This is a genomic window from Pseudomonas syringae group sp. 26L6 (assembly GCF_032587815.1).
Taxonomy (GTDB): domain Bacteria; phylum Pseudomonadota; class Gammaproteobacteria; order Pseudomonadales; family Pseudomonadaceae; genus Aquipseudomonas; species Aquipseudomonas amygdali.
Genome location: NZ_JAWHPJ010000053.1, coordinates 439,258 through 455,277 on the forward strand (window position 1 = coordinate 439,258; position 16,020 = coordinate 455,277).

Below are 16,020 nucleotides of genomic sequence, written 5' to 3' on the forward strand. Positions count from 1 at the left end.
CCGCCCTGAGTGGCGGTGATGCCCCTCGGGATTCAATGTGTTTAGCGGATAAATTCGGGTTTATCGATTGCCGCCCGAGTTTGTTCTTCTGTCTCGTACTGCCAGCGACCATCAACGAACGCATCGCGGTCGAAGTCGTAAACTTCAAACATGACGTTTTTGTCGCATGGGTTTAGATGGGTGCAATACAGCTCACCCTCTGAATTCAAACCGGCTGCCCAGTGAGTCCCCAGTTTGAGTCGGTAACCCGGTCGACTCTTCAGCAGCATCGTGTATATCTCTAGGATCTGATCGAAACTCAAAGGCTCAGCAGCCACGAGTTTTTTCTCAAGCGGATCGAAGGTTACGGTGTTTGTTTGATACAACGGGCTTTGCCCAGCAATGAATATCTCGCATCGGAAGCGCGGTCGCATTGCTATGGCCGCGTCTGCCTGTTCTACGGTCAAGTCAAGTTCGTCGACCAGAATGTTCCAGATTTCAGAGTCAGGCGCTTCTTCGTTGTTGGTGAGTTGATCCTCAATGATATCCAGGATCGCTTTCTTGATATTTATGAAAAGCGGATGCATGTGATGCTCCTTCAGTTAGTAATGAGGAGCACCCATGAGGGAGCCCTCAGGGGATGTAAAAGTAGAAAACGCTCAGTTCTGAGCAAGGTCAATAAGTGCTGAGATTCCAAATCTGCAGCTTGAAGTCAAGCTCATACCCGAGCTCGCCAAGGCGAACACATTGTTGCCGCAGACGCTTACGGTCTACAGTTGTGTCCAGCTTGACTGAACGTCCAATCGGCCAGATCGTGCCGAACAGCTCTGCATCAGCCTCATGTGCGGTGACCTGTTTCTCAGGCTCGGATCTCGACATCCCGAACGGTGCGTCACTGCCAGCAGAAACTGATCTTCTCGGAGTTGTTTGAATAGTCGGGCGAGGTTTGCTTGACGACGAGCCTCCCGAGGCTTCTTCGTCGAGTGGGTCAGTTTCGTTGTTGGACAGCCTCTCAGCCTCGTCTGCGCTCAGGTTGGCCACATCGTCCAAAGACATGCTGTCCAGCCTGGCGCGGACTTCGACCACTAATCTGCCGCCGTTTGTGTAGTAGGAGGGACGAATTTCGGTGATAACAAAATCACCTCGATATTTGCCCTCGTGGTACTGGTCCAGCAGCGCGTCCTTGATAACGAACTCACCGATGGACGTCGAAAGTCGCCCAACGTTGAAAGCGCCGTTGCGACCGCTGATGGTGCGTATGGCCAAATAGCCGGGCAGGTTGATCATGACTACTCCGGATTATCGGGCAGGCCACTAATATGGGAGCCCGAAAAAAAGCCCGAATATTCGGGCTTGTTCGTGGTTGCAGGTTGCTAACTGGGTCAGCAAAGATAGAGCGGCTTTTCATCCCTCAGCGAAATACACAGGTACGAATTACCGTGTACTGCATCAATGCGATGGAGTTTTAGCTCCAGCCATTCACGCCCTGAGCGGTCACCGTTAGGTGGGAAACGATAGATACCGAAGTCTATCTGGGTTTCATCGGGTTGCAGGTGGAGTTCACGATACGCTTCGAGTACGACGTCGCCTAGGCGAGTGCCGACTTCTGCAATATGTGATGGGGCTTCCAGGTGAACAGATTCATTCCATGCGGAAGGCGTCAGCACAACTGGCAATTTCAGCAAAGTGGATGGCAAGTGGTTTATGGCGGTGGACATAGTAGTTCTCCAGGTGCGGGTAACCACCTGGCCCGACCGGGTGGTGAATTACCCGGTCAGGTTGGTTTTCGTTCTTGAGAACGTTTGGTTAGAGTCTTTCTGTTACAGCGGATGGGCTATCAGGATATATATCTATCCCGCACCATTCCCGAAGAGTCCAGTAAGACCTGAGGAGTGCAGCATCTTCAATATACGAGCTGTGGTCCGGTGTGAAATTCTCAACGTGGTCCAATAGGGCCAAGTCTTCGAGCTTGTCCAGGACATCCTCCCAATACAAACTGGAAAAGCGATCCGGAGGCGTATCTTTGTTCAAAACCTGTTGATAGATACTATCTTGAGTGTGTGCTTTTGAGATCAGCAAAGCGAGCTCAAGTCGCAAGGTAAGTCTATTAGTATTACTGTCCATAGGAGCTCCAATATAAGGGCCCCGGACCCTTAAGGGTGGGGGCCTTAAGGGTAAAGTAGAAGGTTTAGTGTCAAGAAGTGATCACCATACCTGTCATTGCAAGAAAAGTGGCGACCAGTCCTCCTGCGCCGATCTGTGTCAGTAGTTGAGCGGAGAGCTGTTGTCCAAATTCCAGAAAAAATATGCTTAGCACTGTAAGCACGAGTGTAGCGATAGCGAATTTCATGAAGTCGTTACCTACTTTGTGGAGAAAAGAAAAGGCGCCTGCAGGGCGCCTTGAGGTTGTAAAAAATCTATCAAGCGGCTTGTTTCTCTCCTCGTCCTGCGCGAGCTGGTTTTGCTCGTGTTGGCTTAGGGGGAGTAGCAGCTGGAGTAGCCACATCAGTTGGTTCGCTGGAGGCAGACGCCTCGGATTGAACGACTGGGGTAGCTTCGGACTCTGAACTTTCAGAAGAGGCAGGTGCTTCTTCTTTCTGCGGAGCCTGATAGACGTATTCACCTTCAACTTTGATCCAGGCAAGGTACAAGAGACGGCCTTTGAGGCTGACACCTGCTTGGCCCTGCTTAGCACCACTGCTGTAAGTAAAAACATCAGCCCAGATATCGCCGATCCGGAAAGAGACAAGAACCTTCTTCTCGGCAGCAACAGCTTCCTGGCAACGGCGAATCAGCTTGTCAGCTTCAGCACCAACCACGTTGCAGTCAATGTAGGCGTACTCAGGTTTCTCAGATGTGCCTTTGAGGGCAGCTACTGTCACAGCCATGAAAGGAGCGCCCTTACGAGGCTTCACTTCACGAATGCGGTTGAGATAGCCAATGCCGACGGTGTGCAGGTCGAAGTATTTGGTTTCGTTGGTAGAATTGCTCATGATGTATCTCCAGTTTTGAGTGTTCAAAGCGGAGATACACTTCGCTCAGGGGGAAGGTATTCCCCGCATGGGTGGTAAAGCGAAATTTTACGACAATCAATGCATGAATCTGAACGCAGTAAGCATAACGCCTACAGCAGCAGTCAGCATGACGGCCATACGAATGGTGAGTTTCAGTTCGAGTCTAGACTAGAGAGTGTCGATGTCGGCTTTTGTCGCGAGTTGCGTTTGCATATCCGACTCCAGAGCATCGACGACTGCAGCGGCGCGGTCTTCCGGAACATCGATTGAAATCAATGCTTGGTACAGCGCAATACTGCTTTTCATGAAGGTCTCCTGCTGGGCACGAGACCAACCCTACGGGAAAGGTCCCGATGGGGTGAGAGAATCATTGTGCATCCATCAACCAGATAAACTGATCAACCGTTCGCGCTTCCGAATGCTTTGCGAACTGGGGGTTGGATTAATGCGAAAAACGCATCGTAGTCATGAAATCCAGACTACCTCGGGCATGTTGCTGACAACGTCAGCGGTACATGGCTTTAGAATCCTTTAAGGGCGATTCGTTTGTCAACCCTCCAAATGAAAAAAGCCCCTCAATACATGAGGGGCTTGCCAAGGGTGGGGAGTATTAGGCAATGAGCTGGTCCAAAGGACCCATCACAGGGGCCTTGACTGGTGGTTCAGCATCCTGCTTTTGGGATGTTTCAAGCGCCTTCGATGCGCGAGATTTCCGGGGTTTCTTTACGGGTTTGGCTTGAATTTCTTGCATGTGGTGATCATACCAGCCAGCAAGATCGACGTGTTTGCATCGAGCCAATGCCGGCAGGCGGTATTGTTCCCACTGTTCGTTGGACATCACAGGTTCTGGCATTGTCCTGACTTGCTGTGGTGCGACTTGCACTGGTTCAGGATTAGGCTTATGAGTGACTGCACGGATGCATTCACGCAATGCTGTACCAACCATAACGCCAAAACGAAAGCTTGCTGTACTCATGATGTTTCTCCAGGGAAAATTGCGGAGAACACCGCCCGAGAGGGGAGTGATTCCCCGCTGGGTGAGTGACGCGTTTAATGTGCATCCATCGGCGTTTGAAACACCGATCGTTCGCGCCTCCGGAAGCTTTGCGAACTTTAGGTTGGATCAATGCGTAGAACGCATCGTAGTCGTGAGATCCAGACTACCTTCGACGAATAGTTGATAACTCCAACGCCTTAATCCACAAAGCTTTGAGGAGGTTACGGATAGGTTTGCTTGCGTATAACATTTCTTGTTGACGCCATTGTTCATTCATAAGCTCCCATTCCTCATCACTCATCGCGAGGGCTGGATCACTTATTTCAAAGACTTCAGCATCAGTAAGGTCACAATCTTCAGGTCCATAGTGCTCATAAACCTCTGGCCCAGTGAACTCAAAACAACCGCATGGGCAGGTGTCTTCAGTAAGACCGTGACTGCAGATTCCATGGCTTCGATTAATTTCCCTTGCCGCCTTGATTTCTGACGGGGAAAGATAATCATAGTCCAAGCGTGCATAGGTAAACGCATCTGCTGCTTCAAGCGCCAGTTCGTCATCGCCGAAAGTCTCAATCATCTGAGAGCAGAAATGCTCAAAGACCATCGTTTCGTATGTCGGAAATTGACGGCATGCCTCGCCATAAAGCATATCAACGCGTTTCGTGATTTCAACATTCTGAGATGCTGAGTGCATAGCCGTGTGATTCGACATGGTCAGTCTCCGTTCAAATAGTAGAAAACGGAGAAACTTGTCCCTAAGGGAAAGTATTCCCCGAGGGCAGGTGAGTTGTATGACATGACTCAGCCAAGCCGAGTGCAGCGTTGCGGGCGATGTGAAATATGCATCCATCGGTAACCAATACCGATCGTTCGCGCCTCCGGAAGCTTTGCGAACTTTGGGCGGGATCAATGCGTGGGACGCATCGTAGTCGTGAGATCCTGACTACCCGGGCATGTTGCTGACAACGTCAGCGGTACATGTCTTGAGAATGTGAATTCTTTGAAGGCTTGTCAAGCACGAGCTGTCGGGTTTGGCCACGACCAGCGTGAGATGCTTGTGTCAGAGCTCTCTACGACAGTATCTTCCTTCTGCTTGACTTGGTTCGCAGGCAGCAACCACGGCATTTGTCGCATCAATCACGGACTGCAGTCGACGTGTGATCATCGGGATCTCATCATGCTCCAAGGCTCCCCCTACTCTCAGAATCGCAGCGAGTTCTAAGGCTGCCTGAGCCGCTTGGTTCTCAACTGTTTCTGGTCTTACTGGAGATTGCTTAGACGCAAGTTTAGTGATCATCCAGTCAAGCACTCCCTTCAGCACACTCATGTTAATTCCTAATATTGATGAACGCAAAATACAGCGTTCCTTACTGACTCAGCCCCGCAAAAGCGAGGCGTAATTAGAGCTTGTTTTATTCACGCGAAAGAACAACCTGTTGGAGGAATTTCACGCGAACAGACGCTTTATCTGGCTGGAGAAACAATGTTGTTCTAACGCTGACTCAATGGGAATCGTGCTGAGAGCTATCTCATTGAAGACGCTAGCTCTCAGCCGATGTGTACTTTGCAACAACTTGTAAAGTTTGCCACCTGTGAGCGCTAGCTCAGCGAGGATCCCTGGGCATTGATCGCACGCATTGCTACATCGACATCACCCGGCCCGTTGTCGTGGCTTGGGCCAGTTATCAAAAGGCACGCATTCGCGCACAAAGGGAACCCGTTTTTTCACCGGTGGGCGCCGGCAGCGAAAAGTGGCTACCTCGGAAGGTAACCTGGTCATCCAGCGTTGCGAGATGACCAGGTTACCTGCCGAGAGAGTCGGAAGCGTTTTTAAAAAAAAGTGGACCGCAACACCAGTGCGGCCCTGAGACGACTATGCATCGAACCTTCTGTGAACTCTGTGTGCCTATGAACCCGCTTTCACGAGTTAGACGGCTGCGTGTCTGCTACTGAACAGGGAGACACAGGGAGAATTCACAACAAGATCTGTACGCCCCTCCCGATGCTTTGCGTACTTTGGGGGAGGAGAATGAAGGCAAGGCCGACTTCTCCAGGGTGTCACTGATGACCGTCAGTGACCAGCGGGGTGGAACTGGTAGTAGCCCCATTGTGGCACATCATTTGTAACCCCGCTATCACCAGCCTCTCAGCTGCTCTTGACAGTAGCGGCTCGGGGCTTGGCTGACTTGCCAGGTGATTTTTTCTTCCCTGTACCAATGTTCACCGTACCTTTGCATTCGGGGTAGCGGGAACACGCCCAGAAAACGCCTGAGGATCCTTTACGCTGCGAGGTTTTCGCACTGCACAAAGGGCACTTGGGACCTTCGGGCACTTTGATCGACAAGGTGGTGCCTTTGTATTGTTCGACGAGCCTGGTGATCCAGCTCGATTGTCTGGCGATAAAATCATCGAGCGTCAAGGTGCCTTGCTCGATCATCGTAAGCGCTTGCTCCCATATCGCAGTTGTGCCGGGATCGGCCACAGCAGGAGGGACCGCATCAATTAGCGAGAATGCTGCTTCAGTTGCTCGCAGCGCGCTACCTTTCTTGATGAGTGACCCTCGGTCTATCAAGCCCTGAATCGTGCCTGCGCGAGTTGCTTCAGTACCAATACCGGTGGTTTCCTTGAGCTTTTGAGCCAGTCGTGGATCCTTCACCAGCTTGGCAATGGTTTTCATCGCTTTGATCAATGTACCTTCGGTGTAAGCCTTGGGCGGCTCAGTTTTCAGCGATTTGAGATGCAGGTCCTGAACGTCACACCGAGTGCCAATTTGCAGCACTGGCAGGATCTGAGAGCGGCCGCCACTGTCATCAGCCTCTTCTTCGGACGATGCAGAAAAAAGAACCTTCCAGCCTGGGACCACGATTCGCTTGCCCACTGCTTGCAGTAGAACGGCATTGCATTCGAAGGTGGCCACGGTCCGGTCGTACTCATGGGTAGGCAGGAACTGCGCAAGGAAGTGGGCGCGGATCAATTCATAGACCTTGCGTTCCTTCTCAGACATTGCTGAAAGGTTTGCAGGTTCAAGCGTGGGGATTATCCCGTGGTGGGGACCAGTGATTTTTTTGTCATTCCATGCCCGGGAACGTTGCTCCGGGTCGATCAGTTGCAGCGTCTTGCCGATGGATGGATCCGTTCGATTCAGAGCATCGAGGACCATCGGCACTTCGTCAAACATGCTCTCCGGCAGGTACCCGCAATCGGTCCTTGGGTAGGTCGTCGCCTTGTGAGTTTCGTAAAGTGACTGTGCTACGTCCAGCGTCTCTTGCACACCCATCCCAAACTTTGCAGAGCACACCTCCTGCAGGGTGCTCAGATCGAACGGGAGCGGAGCTGGATCCTTGCCACGCTTTGTATCAACAGAAACTGTTGAGGCAGCCTGACTACTTTTCAGCGCGGCCAGTGCAGCAGCTGCAGCAGCTTGATCAAGGCAACGGCCTTCCTCATCTACCACGTACTCATCGGCGACCCATTTCGCCAAGAACGATTGTCCTGCCGTCCAGAGCTGAACCTCGACACTCCAGAACGGTTTGGGTATGAAGTTCGAGATATCCCGGTCGCGGTCGACCACCAGGCGAAGGGTCGGTGTTTGGACACGGCCCACGGAGAGCACACCGGTGTACCCGGCCTGTCGGCCGAGCAGGGTGAATAGCCGCGAAAAATTCATACCGATGAGCCAGTCCGCTCTGGAGCGAGCGAGCGCCGAGAGGTACAACGGGTAGGTTTCTGAGCCTTGCTTGACGGTGTTGAGCGCTTGGCGGATGGATGCTTCATTGAGCGCAGACAGCCATAGCCTCTGAATCGGTCCTCGGTACCCACAATACTCGATCAGTTCGCGCGCGATCATCTCCCCCTCGCGGTCAGCGTCTGTCGCAATGACGAGCTCGGTAGCCTGCTTGAGAAGCTGCTTGACGATCTTGAACTGACTGGAGGTTTTCGGCTTTACGAGCACTTTCCATTCAACAGGCAGGATTGGAAGTGTATCCAGGCTCCAGTTTTTCAGGTGATCGCCATAGGCATCCGGTGGAGCCGTTTCCAGCAAGTGCCCAATTCCCCAGGTCACGGCCACACCATTGCCCTTGATGCAGCCGTCACCTCGTGTCTTGGCCCCGAGTACGGCGGCGATGTCTTTACCCTGGCTGGGCTTCTCGCACAGATACAAACGCATAAGGACTCCGATGAGGTCGTTTTACTCAAAGGAGAAACATTGCCTGCTTGAGAAGTTATGCGCCTTAGAAAACCCTATACTGGTCCAACAGGGTTATCTGAAGCGCCTCACGCGTCCACCGAATGCCGTCATTTATCCTATGATGTTGATTTGAACCTGCTCAGGTCTAACATGGTAGAATTTCGAAACCGCAAGCTTTGCATCCTCCAACGACATTGCCTTCCTTAAAACTCCGTCTAGGTCGAAGACCTCTGGAGGTTTACGAGATCTATTTAGAAAGGCGTCAAAGTCTGTCACTTGAGAAGATGTCAGTTCCGTACCTGGACGGTAAGTATCCAACAAGTAATTTACCTGCTCCTTGGATAATCCAACTGTCCCCCCTATTCTCAGAGTCCAGTCAATCATCTTTCCTTGCGATCGGTTTACTATCCTCCGGTCCCATCCTGTAACTTTGTAAAGTTCTGCGTCCCCATCTTTATTATATTCAACTACATATTGAATGCGAAGTGCATCCTCGTCCTGAATCTTTTCTGGAAGCTTCATCTCCCAATCTGGAACTGAAACAAATCCATAGGGGTACTCATTCTTTTCATCATATTGGATAACGTAAACTCTTGGTCCAGTCATTGACGCAATTCCTTTTGATAGTGGCGATTTGATAATAGCAGTGAGATTCCTGATAGCAAGCCTGATGGCTCTGCACTTTTGATGATCGGTAGGAGGTGCGCTTCCAGAGAACCTCCGATCCAAGCGAAAGCTAATTTAGGGTGATAAAATAGGTTATCACCACTTATTGCCGTTTATCGGTTTTAGCAACGGCGGACTGATATAGCGATGATTTTGTGACCGAAAGCTTTGAGAGCGATTGCAGGATAGCCAATGATGAGAACGATATGCAGGAACTGACGAAAAACCATACGAATGATCAGCGTCGGCTCACGGCGGTCGAATTTCAGACGCTGGCCAAGGTTCCAGCCGCGGTCGAGTGGTTTGCCAACCTGGACAACCCTCGAACACGACGTGCTTACCAAAACGACCTGGAAGACTTCTGTAGTTTTATCGGCTTGGCTTCGGCCGATGAATTTCGGGTCGTGACCCGATCGCATGTTTTAGCCTGGCGAGCCCACCTCGAGCATCGCGGTTTGGCCGGAGCCACGATCCGGCGCAAATTGGCCGCGCTGGCCAGCCTCTTTGATCACCTCCTGGAGAACAATGCGATCGCCGGCGGCAATCCAGTGCATGGGGTAAAACGTCCCAGGATAGAAAGCAATGAAGGCAAGACGCCGGCGTTGGGTGACCACCAGGCGAAGGCGCTGCTCGAGGCGCCGGATGAAACAACACTTAAAGGGCAGCGCGACCGGGCGCTATTGGCTGTTCTTCTCTATCACGGACTGCGCCGTGAAGAAGCGGCGCTGCTGCAGGTGAGCGACATTCAGGAGCGCCGCGGTATTCAGCATCTGAAGGTTCACGGCAAGGGCGGCAAGGTGCGATACCTCCCGTTGCACCCGATCGCAGCCGGGCGTATTCATCAGTACCTGGAAAACTCAGAGCATCATCTGGCCGAACGGAAGGTGCCACTGTTCATGCCGCTGCGAGGTAAATTGACCGGCGCCGGTATCACGGCAAACGGCATCTATGCCGTCGTCACGGCCTACGCGAAAAAGGCCGGGATTGAGGTCGACGGCCTTGGGGTTCATGGACTCCGAGCAACGGCAGCCACCAACGCCTTGGAGCATGAAGCCGATATCGCCAAGGTCCAGGCCTGGCTGGGTCATGCCAACATCAGCACGACCAAGATCTACGATCGGCGGGAGAACCGGCCGGAGGATTCACCCACCTATAAAGTGAAGTATTAATTGAAGTGATCGAGGCCTAAGCGGCAGCTCACCCACGCGCACTGCCAAGGATGTGGTGCAACGCTGCCCATGGATGATGACCTTCCACATCGCTGGCTGGACAGGTGTCGGCATGTAGAAAGGGGCTTTCGCAGTCTTCCAGCGCTTGGCTTTCCATGCAGCCAGTGCATACAGCACGTCCGGCAACGATCGACCATCGACCGTTCCGTTCCTCAACACCTCGTTCAGTCTCCACTGTTTCGACTCCTCAGCGTACGTTTGTTAGATGCTGAAGGTAGCGCTGTGCGGGCCGATTTGATACGCCCAAAACCATACCCTTGTTTGAGTTGTAAGCCATGCGCACCAACCAACAAAGCGACGCCTGTTGGTCGGCTTATTAACGGCAGCTTTCGGCCATAAGCAGACCTTCGCCCGCATATTTACGATGCCCTACCGTTCTAATTGGCGTTGCCTCAGAATATCGGTCCACTAGCGGCTGGATGGAACCACCATGCGCATCGTCACAGACTCCCGGCCAAACGAAATCCTCAGGCTGGCGTTACGGGAATACGTCCAAGGTGTACCGTACCTCGGCCCCATTTTTCGTTGAAATGATCCATCAAAGATTTATGAGGCGCGGCGGCTGTATGTTGGCGAAAATATCAGGTGTGTATTCTTCTGGTTTGCGCCACTGACAAAGCCAGTGGCGTAAGCCAGCCTATTAATTATTTGACGTTACGGCTTGGCAACGTGCCAGACTTGGTTGACGCCGTCACCGGTTGTATCCCCTGGCTTGGTATCTTTGACCCAGCTGTAAAGTGGCATGCCTTTGTATGCCCATTGTTTTGTGCCATCGTCTCGAGTGATGACAGAGTAATCATGACCCGCTTTCGCGTCTGCGGATACCGGTAGAGGTGGCCAGTTTGAAGCGCATGGCCCATTGCAGACCGACTTGCCCGAGGTGTCCTTACCGAAGGTATAAAGAGTCATACCTTTTGCGTCTACGAGTACTTTTCCCTTGTCCGTTTCAGCAAGCTTGACTGGCGCATCGGCGAGCGCCAAACCCGACATGCAGCTGGCGGCAACAGCGACGGTGAGAATCATCTTTTTGAACATATGTATTTCCTTTGGTCATTTTTAATTTTTAGAAGACCCACCTGCCTCTGAAACGGCAAGCGATCAGACAATAGACGAGCCACAAACAGGTTAATTCGACTCCATAGAAAAAACGTCCCGATATCATTTTTTGCTGGAATGCTGGGCTCTCCCCCCCCCCGGACCCTGTGCCTTCCTCAATTGAGCAAAGCGACGCTCACGGTCAAGCATCATTGGCTCATCTCAATGAGCGACGGCGATCCATCATCCAGGACTCATCATTTTCACTCATTATTATTCACTTGGTCGTGGAGTATCAGCAGGCCCCCATGAAGGCCTGCGCTGTTCAATCAGTCGGCCTTGAGCGTCGACACCACCTTGTTGCTGGCGAGATCGACTGTGGAGATACTCAAGTCCTCATTGAGGACATACGCCTTCGACTTGTCTTTGGTGAAGACAATGGCCTGGCGGGGTGCCTTCAAACCGGTCACAGTGGTGGTCACTTTCAGCGTTTTGGTGTCGATCACTGAAAGGCTGTTGTCACCGAGGTTACCCGAGTAGACGTGCAGCCCGTCTGGAGTGAGGGCTGCGCCGTAGGGGTCTTTGCCAACAATGACGGTGGTTGTGATGGCGCGTTTTTGAGTGTCGACAACTGCGATGCTGTTACTGCCGCTGTTAGCCGCGTACAGCGTATTGCCGTCCGCCGATATGGAGATGGCGCGCAACTTGTTGAAGCCAGTGATCTCACCTTCAATCGTATTGGTCTTGCTGTCGACCAAGGTAATTTTGTCCCCAAGAAAGTTGGTGACATAGACGGTTTTGCCGTCAGGACTTACTCGGATGCCCTGGCGCGGTTGGGAGAAGCCAGGTACCACAGCTACTGGCCGCTGGTGATCAAGGTCAATGACCGACAGCGTGCTGGCCGCTTCATTGTTGACGTAGAGCAGGCTTCCGTCCTTGCTGAGTGTGGTACCAAAAGCACCTGCGCCCAACGGAATATCTGCGATCACTTTTAAAGTCTTGGTGTCAATCTTGCGCACGACCCCCAAACTGCTGTCGGAGAGGTAGAACACATCGCCAGTTGGCGAAAACACAATATTTCGCGGCGTGACGTAGCCGGTGAGAACCTGGCGAACCTTACCGGTTTTCAAATCATAAACCACTACATCTGGACGCTGACTGTAAGAGACCACCGCCGTCGTTTCATCAGGGCTGACGGCCAGCGAGTTGTTGTGAATATCGCCGTCAAACGTCCAGCGATCTTGCGCGGCCCACGCGCTCATCGATGCGGCCAACGCAACACCCAACGTCAGGGCTGTGACGGTTTTCTTTATCACATTCATCAGAATTTCCTCATAGGGTAAGCAAGGCACCCAGTCGCGCCTTGGCATATACAACTCGTTCATCGCTGCAGGGCAATGAGTTGACTTTATGCGTCGTTGATAAATTCCGCAAACAACTTGTTTTGGTAGCTCTTACCTGTTTTATAAATAGGTCTAGCTACTCCTGGCTCACGAATTGACTGCATTTTTCCCAGAATCGCTCAAGCCCAGGCGAGATGTATTTGTCCCGGTGACGGATCAGAAAAAAACGTCGGGTCAGTGCAGGCAACGCGTGCGGCAGTTCAACCAAGACTTCAGAGGCCAGTAGATCCCGAACGACCCAGCGGGACAGGCAACTGATGCCGATGCCTTGTGCGAGGGTATGCTTGATGGCCTCTGAACTGCCGATCTGGCGCGTTTCGGCGAGATCGTGCAAATGACGCAGCAGCAATTGTTCGACTTCTTCACGGGTACCAGAACCTGGCTCGCGCAGTAGCCATTCAGCGGTACGAAGATCATCAAGTGTGACCTGCTGCTTTAGTGCCAAGGGGTGCCGTTGGCCTGCGGCAATAAGCAACTCATCAATTAGCCAAGGCTCGGCACTGAGTTCGGGCAGGTGGCAAGGCCCCTCGATCAGGCCCATATCAATCTCGAAATCAGCGACTCTTCTTGCGATAGCCATGCTGTTGGCCATGTCGACATCGACCCTCAAATGTGGTGTTGATTGACGTAGCTCACCGAGAATCAATGGCAGAACATAATTGCCTATCGTGGTACTGCATCCTACCCGCAAGCGTGTCTTCAGCCCGGCATGGCCGGGTAAGAAACTGGCCTCTATCTGTTGTGCATTCTCAAGCATCCTTCTGGCTTGAGGCAGTAAGGCATGGCCGTTATCGTTCAGCACTAAACGCTTGCCTACACGGTCGAACAGCCTGGTATCCAAGGCGCTTTCCAACTCGTTCAGTGCGGCGCTGGTTGCAGATTGGGACAGTGACACCGAAATGGCGGCGCTGGTGGTGCTACCGTGCTGCGCGACGGCGCAGAAAATTTGTAGCTGGCGTAGGCTTAGCTTCATGTAATCTACCTTCTTTATAGGTCATATAAACCTATACTATCCGTTTTTACCGCTATTCCCATCAAGCTATACTTCAACCATGTCATATCGAAGGCACACTGAAGCGGGAGCGCGAAAATGAGTGAGACACGACTCGCAGCTATAATGGGCGGCAGCCATCCACTGGCGGCTTTGTCCAATCCACGAGAAGCGATCCGGCAGTTCACACCCAACTGGTTCGCCGCCACGATGGGCACCGGGATTCTGGCGCTGGCTCTGGGCCAACTGCCCTTTGTTGCGCAGTGGCCCAAAGCGTTAGGGGAAGCCTTGTGGTTTTTTAATATCGTGCTGTTTTGCCTGTTTACGCTGATGTACGCGAGCCGTTGGGTATTGTTCTTCGATGAGGCCAAACAGATCTTCGGCCACTCCACTGTATCGATGTTTTTTGGAACTATCCCCATGGGATTGGCGACCATCATCAACGGTTTTCTCCTTTATGGTTTGCCACGCTGGGGGGGTGGGGTAGTCGCTTTAGCCGAAGTGTTGTGGTGGATCGATGTCACCATGGCATTGGCCTGCGGGGTGCTGATCCCGTATATGATGTTTACTCGCCAGCAGCACAGCATTGATCAGATGACAGCGGTATGGCTGCTGCCAGTAGTTGCGGCTGAGGTGGCTGCCGCCAGTGGCGGTCTATTGGCTCCGCACCTCGCTGATGCGAGCGCACAGTTCACCATGCTCATCACCAGCTACGTGCTGTGGGCCTACTCGGTGCCCGTCGCCTTGAGCATACTGGTGATCCTGTTACTGCGCATGGCTCTGCACAAACTACCTCATGAAAGCATGGCAGCATCGAGCTGGCTGTCTTTAGGGCCGATCGGTACCGGGGCTTTGGGGATGTTGCTGCTGGGCAACGATGCTCCAGCAATCTTTGCTGCCCATGGAATGGCAAGCATCGGCGGCGTAGCCGAGGGCATTGGCTTGATCGGTGGTGTGCTGTTCTGGGGGCTGGGATTGTGGTGGATGGTATTGGCGCTGCTAATTACCGGGCGCTACTTCAGGGAGGGCATTCCCTTCAACCTCGGCTGGTGGGGCTTCACCTTTCCGCTGGGAGTGTACGCCGTAACAACCCTCAAATTGGGCTCTATGCTGCACCTCACGTTCTTTAGCTTCTTTGGCGTGGTGCTGGTGTTGATGCTGACTGTCATGTGGATGATCGTCGCGGCTAAAACCCTGGCTGGTGCCTATCGCGGCAACTTGTTCGTCTCGCCGTGTATCCACTCGCTGAGCAAGGCGAGCAAAACCTGAGCCTTTGGCTACTTGATCGACTGTTTGGCGTGACGCAGTGTGGACAAAATGCGCTGCCTAACATTCGGGTGAGTGCAAACGGAAAGGGGGCTTGGGTGTGGCATTTCCAGCAATGAAAAATTAGGGAAGGCGAGCCGAACACGCGGTATGGCTTTCTGGGCAACACGTCCGGCAAACACGATAGTGACGAGATCAGGGAAAAGCGTCAGTAGCGTGATCAGCATCTCGATACCTTCCTCAATTTGCGCTCTGCGGAGCGGACCCTTGGGCTTATCGAGATCTGGTAACCAAGGGTACAAATTCCAAAGGACGGTTTTGTGACGTGCCAGTCCAACCTGCTCAATGAAACCTTTCAGGTTGCGTTGTGCAGGCCCCGGATTGTCTCTTGAGACATACCGTGGAAGACTGACCGTTCGAGCGGGCGATTCCAACAAGATCAATACCCTTGCGAAGACGCCGCCATCCAGTGGATCGAAATACGGTAATGTTCTTTCGCCCGTGGACTGGGCCATTACCCAGCGCGTCAATTCAGCAGTTTTCGGCAGCAGCAAAAAGTCTTCTCTTACCTTAAGAGAAATTTCCTGCTCTGCGCTTTTCTGATTGAGTAACACTACTTGGAAGCCTCCTTCTTCAGGTTATAGGCCGCTACCGATTTACGAATATCTTCCCGCGCTTCGTCTGCGCTCCCCCAGCGGCCCATTTTCACCCACTTACCCGGCTCTAACGCTTTGTAGTTTTCGAAGAAGTGCTGAATCTGTGCGAGGAGTAACGCAGGGAGGTCAGAGCATTCCTTTACATTGCTGTACATAGAGCTGAGTTTTTCATGAGGCACTGCGATTACCTTGGCATCCGCACCAGCTTCGTCCGTCATGTACATCACACCTACTGGGCGACTGCGGATGACAACGCCAGGTGATACCGGGTAAGGGCAAATCACGAGGACGTCCAAAGGATCGCCGTCATCGCTCAAGGTATTTGGAATGAACCCGTAGTTAGCCGGGTAGAACATCGGCGTGCTGAGGAAGCGATCAACGAAGATCTGTCCACTTGGCTTGTCCACCTCGTACTTGATCGGCGAGTGGTTTGCAGGAATCTCGATAACGGTGAAGAAGTCATCGGGGATCGCGTTACCAGCTGGAATATCCGTGTAGCTCATGCTCATATCTCCAAGCGTCTAGGAAAGGCCAATGCCACTGACGTTTTTGCCAACAGCTATACGTGGTTCGTTTTTTTACGGTAACCAGTCCA

Annotated in this window: 17 protein-coding genes and 1 pseudogene; 2 read left to right on the forward strand and 16 right to left on the reverse strand. The window is 52.5% G+C overall.

Going from position 1 to position 16,020, the window contains the following annotated elements:
• Positions 1-41: 41 nt before the first annotated feature.
• From RYA97_RS22285 to RYA97_RS22335, 11 genes and pseudogenes are all read right to left on the reverse strand, one after another.
• On the reverse strand, positions 42-566 hold the full coding sequence (locus tag RYA97_RS22285) for a hypothetical protein (protein ID WP_085741161.1): 525 nt from the start codon (positions 564-566) through the stop codon (positions 42-44).
• A gap of 88 nt (positions 567-654) precedes the next feature.
• Positions 655-1,266: a DUF3275 family protein gene (locus RYA97_RS22290; protein ID WP_085741162.1), complete on the reverse strand. Its 612-nt coding sequence runs from the start codon at positions 1,264-1,266 to the stop codon at positions 655-657.
• Positions 1,267-1,361: 95 nt separating this feature from the next.
• A complete protein-coding gene (locus RYA97_RS22295) occupies positions 1,362-1,697 on the reverse strand; it encodes a hypothetical protein (protein ID WP_005895441.1) in 336 nt (111 codons plus the stop codon).
• 476 nt (positions 1,698-2,173) lie between these two features.
• Entirely contained in the window at positions 2,174-2,329 is a 156-nt protein-coding gene (locus tag RYA97_RS22300) for a hypothetical protein (protein ID WP_003317518.1), read from the reverse strand.
• A 70-nt stretch (positions 2,330-2,399) separates the two neighbouring features.
• A complete protein-coding gene (locus RYA97_RS22305; protein ID WP_004409789.1) occupies positions 2,400-2,972 on the reverse strand; it encodes an STY4534 family ICE replication protein in 573 nt (190 codons plus the stop codon).
• A 96-nt stretch (positions 2,973-3,068) separates the two neighbouring features.
• Positions 3,069-3,299 (reverse strand): annotated as a pseudogene (locus RYA97_RS22310) (hypothetical protein).
• A 304-nt stretch (positions 3,300-3,603) separates the two neighbouring features.
• The gene (locus RYA97_RS22315) at positions 3,604-3,846 is read right to left on the reverse strand and encodes a hypothetical protein (protein ID WP_003317521.1); all 243 of its coding nucleotides are present in this window, start codon (positions 3,844-3,846) and stop codon (positions 3,604-3,606) included.
• A 307-nt stretch (positions 3,847-4,153) separates the two neighbouring features.
• A complete protein-coding gene (locus tag RYA97_RS22320) occupies positions 4,154-4,702 on the reverse strand; it encodes a hypothetical protein (RefSeq protein WP_003425071.1) in 549 nt (182 codons plus the stop codon).
• 348 nt (positions 4,703-5,050) lie between these two features.
• A complete protein-coding gene (locus tag RYA97_RS22325) occupies positions 5,051-5,317 on the reverse strand; it encodes a hypothetical protein (RefSeq protein ID WP_017699420.1) in 267 nt (88 codons plus the stop codon).
• An 819-nt stretch (positions 5,318-6,136) separates the two neighbouring features.
• Positions 6,137-8,158 carry a DNA topoisomerase III gene (locus RYA97_RS22330; RefSeq protein ID WP_003425069.1) on the reverse strand — a complete coding sequence of 674 codons (2,022 nt, stop codon included), beginning with the start codon at positions 8,156-8,158 and terminating at the stop codon, positions 6,137-6,139.
• 132 nt (positions 8,159-8,290) lie between these two features.
• Positions 8,291-8,785, reverse strand: coding sequence for a hypothetical protein (locus tag RYA97_RS22335; protein ID WP_003425067.1), 495 nt, complete (start codon positions 8,783-8,785; stop codon positions 8,291-8,293).
• A gap of 266 nt (positions 8,786-9,051) precedes the next feature.
• On the opposite strand from RYA97_RS22335, the gene RYA97_RS22340 reads away from it, so the two are divergent.
• Positions 9,052-10,014, forward strand: coding sequence for a tyrosine-type recombinase/integrase (locus tag RYA97_RS22340; RefSeq protein WP_003425065.1), 963 nt, complete (start codon positions 9,052-9,054; stop codon positions 10,012-10,014).
• Between the two features lie 714 nt (positions 10,015-10,728).
• Here RYA97_RS22340 and RYA97_RS22345 read toward each other — a convergent pair.
• The 3 genes from RYA97_RS22345 to RYA97_RS22355 form a co-directional block, all read right to left on the reverse strand.
• Entirely contained in the window at positions 10,729-11,109 is a 381-nt protein-coding gene (locus RYA97_RS22345) for a hypothetical protein (RefSeq protein ID WP_003317528.1), read from the reverse strand.
• Positions 11,110-11,438: 329 nt separating this feature from the next.
• Complete coding sequence (locus RYA97_RS22350; RefSeq protein WP_003317529.1) at positions 11,439-12,431, reverse strand: beta-propeller fold lactonase family protein; 993 nt, start codon at positions 12,429-12,431, stop codon at positions 11,439-11,441.
• Positions 12,432-12,588: 157 nt separating this feature from the next.
• Complete coding sequence (locus tag RYA97_RS22355) at positions 12,589-13,485, reverse strand: LysR family transcriptional regulator (protein ID WP_003317531.1); 897 nt, start codon at positions 13,483-13,485, stop codon at positions 12,589-12,591.
• Between the two features lie 117 nt (positions 13,486-13,602).
• Here RYA97_RS22355 and RYA97_RS22360 point away from each other — a divergent pair, with 117 nt between their 5' ends.
• Entirely contained in the window at positions 13,603-14,772 is a 1,170-nt protein-coding gene (locus RYA97_RS22360) for a TDT family transporter (protein ID WP_010428856.1), read from the forward strand.
• 8 nt (positions 14,773-14,780) lie between these two features.
• On the opposite strand, the gene RYA97_RS22365 is transcribed toward RYA97_RS22360, so the two are convergent.
• Complete coding sequence (locus tag RYA97_RS22365) at positions 14,781-15,383, reverse strand: uracil-DNA glycosylase (RefSeq protein ID WP_003317532.1); 603 nt, start codon at positions 15,381-15,383, stop codon at positions 14,781-14,783.
• A complete protein-coding gene (gene ppa, locus RYA97_RS22370) occupies positions 15,383-15,928 on the reverse strand; it encodes an inorganic diphosphatase (protein ID WP_003317533.1) in 546 nt (181 codons plus the stop codon). Before ppa ends, RYA97_RS22365 begins: the two co-directional genes overlap by 1 nt.
• Positions 15,929-16,020: the final 92 nt, after the last annotated feature.

Bases quoted from the DNA above. Each gene is read 5' to 3' on its own strand.
- RYA97_RS22350 (WP_003317529.1), bottom strand. From the start codon at position 12,431: ATGAATGTGATAAAGAAAACCGTCACAGCCCTGACGTTGGGTGTTGCG.
- RYA97_RS22325 (WP_017699420.1), bottom strand. From the start codon at position 5,317: ATGAGTGTGCTGAAGGGAGTGCTTGACTGGATGATCACTAAACTTGCG.
- RYA97_RS22305 (WP_004409789.1), bottom strand. From the start codon at position 2,972: ATGAGCAATTCTACCAACGAAACCAAATACTTCGACCTGCACACCGTC.
- RYA97_RS22320 (WP_003425071.1), bottom strand. From the start codon at position 4,702: ATGTCGAATCACACGGCTATGCACTCAGCATCTCAGAATGTTGAAATC.
- RYA97_RS22355 (WP_003317531.1), bottom strand. From the start codon at position 13,485: ATGAAGCTAAGCCTACGCCAGCTACAAATTTTCTGCGCCGTCGCGCAG.
- RYA97_RS22360 (WP_010428856.1), top strand. From the start codon at position 13,603: ATGAGTGAGACACGACTCGCAGCTATAATGGGCGGCAGCCATCCACTG.
- RYA97_RS22295 (WP_005895441.1), bottom strand. From the start codon at position 1,697: ATGTCCACCGCCATAAACCACTTGCCATCCACTTTGCTGAAATTGCCA.
- ppa (WP_003317533.1), bottom strand. From the start codon at position 15,928: ATGAGCTACACGGATATTCCAGCTGGTAACGCGATCCCCGATGACTTC.
- RYA97_RS22315 (WP_003317521.1), bottom strand. From the start codon at position 3,846: ATGCCAGAACCTGTGATGTCCAACGAACAGTGGGAACAATACCGCCTG.
- RYA97_RS22340 (WP_003425065.1), top strand. From the start codon at position 9,052: ATGCAGGAACTGACGAAAAACCATACGAATGATCAGCGTCGGCTCACG.
- RYA97_RS22330 (WP_003425069.1), bottom strand. From the start codon at position 8,158: ATGCGTTTGTATCTGTGCGAGAAGCCCAGCCAGGGTAAAGACATCGCC.
- RYA97_RS22290 (WP_085741162.1), bottom strand. From the start codon at position 1,266: ATGATCAACCTGCCCGGCTATTTGGCCATACGCACCATCAGCGGTCGC.
- RYA97_RS22345 (WP_003317528.1), bottom strand. From the start codon at position 11,109: ATGTTCAAAAAGATGATTCTCACCGTCGCTGTTGCCGCCAGCTGCATG.
- RYA97_RS22335 (WP_003425067.1), bottom strand. From the start codon at position 8,785: ATGACTGGACCAAGAGTTTACGTTATCCAATATGATGAAAAGAATGAG.
- RYA97_RS22285 (WP_085741161.1), bottom strand. From the start codon at position 566: ATGCATCCGCTTTTCATAAATATCAAGAAAGCGATCCTGGATATCATT.
- RYA97_RS22300 (WP_003317518.1), bottom strand. From the start codon at position 2,329: ATGAAATTCGCTATCGCTACACTCGTGCTTACAGTGCTAAGCATATTT.